The following is a 944-nucleotide window of genomic DNA, read 5'->3' as shown; positions in this document are numbered from 1 at the left end:
GTCCACTGACTACGTCGCGGCTGGTTCGTTCGAGGATGCAGCGGAGGCCAAGCGTGTTGCCGCTGAGCTTGCCGCATACGGCAAGATCGAGATCCAGCGTTCGGAACTCGATGGCGAGGATTGGTATTCGGTCAATCTCTATCCCGATGGCCACCGCAATCTCGATGATTTGCTGCAGGCTGCCTGGTCGCATGGCGCGCCCGATGCGCTGGCTGTGCGCAACTGAGCGCAAGCCTGATGGGATTTCCGCTGCGCGGTTGATCCGCCGCGCAAAAAGCCTGATACTTTTCGCGGGCTTGCCGGCGGTGCCGGCCAACGGGTCGAACATCATGCAATTTCGCTTGCTCCCGCCTCTCGCCGGGCTTCTGGTTTTTGGCTTGCTGCTGTTTTTCCAGGCTCCGGCCGGTGCACAGCTGTTCGAGACCAAGGCCGCGCAGGCCTTCATGATCGATGCCGAGACCGGGACGGTGCTGTTTTCCAAGGAGGCCGACAAGCCGATACCGCCGGCCTCGATGGCCAAGCTGATGACCATGGAAGTGGTTTTCAATGCCATCAAATCCGGCCGCCTGAAGCTCGACGATACGTTCGTGGTCAGCGAGAACGCCTGGCGCAAGGGTGGCGCGCCTTCGGGAACATCGACGATGTTCGCCAAGCTCAAGTCGTCGATCCGGCTCGAAGACCTGATTCAGGGCGTGACCGTGCAGGCGGCCAATGACGGCTGCATCGTCATCGCCGAAGGCATGTCGGGATCCGAAGACAATTTTGCCGTGCAGATGACCGAACGCGCCCGCCAGATCGGCCTCAAGACGTCGACTTTCGTCAATTCGACCGGCCTGCCGGCGGATGGCCAGCAGACGACCGTGCGCGAGCTGGCGCAGCTCGCCCTGCACCTGTGGCGCGATTATCCGGATTTCTATCGCTATTATGCCCAAAAGGATTTCACC

At 61.0% G+C, this 944-nt stretch carries 1 protein-coding gene and 1 pseudogene; both read left to right on the top strand.

Annotated features, from left to right (window positions below):
• Positions 1–226, top strand: a pseudogene (locus EN994_RS33200) (SPOR domain-containing protein); the annotation flags it as partial.
• 103 nt (positions 227–329) lie between these two features.
• Positions 330–944, top strand: a 615-nt coding sequence (locus EN994_RS33195; protein WP_164746517.1) for a D-alanyl-D-alanine carboxypeptidase family protein, incomplete at its 3' end; no start/stop codon positions are given.

Origin of the sequence: Mesorhizobium sp. M7A.F.Ca.CA.002.09.1.1 (assembly GCF_003998555.1) — a bacterium.
Lineage (GTDB): Bacteria > Pseudomonadota > Alphaproteobacteria > Rhizobiales > Rhizobiaceae > Mesorhizobium > Mesorhizobium ciceri.
Note: the sequence above shows the minus strand (reverse complement) of the source record. Positions and strands in the feature narration are given on the sequence as shown.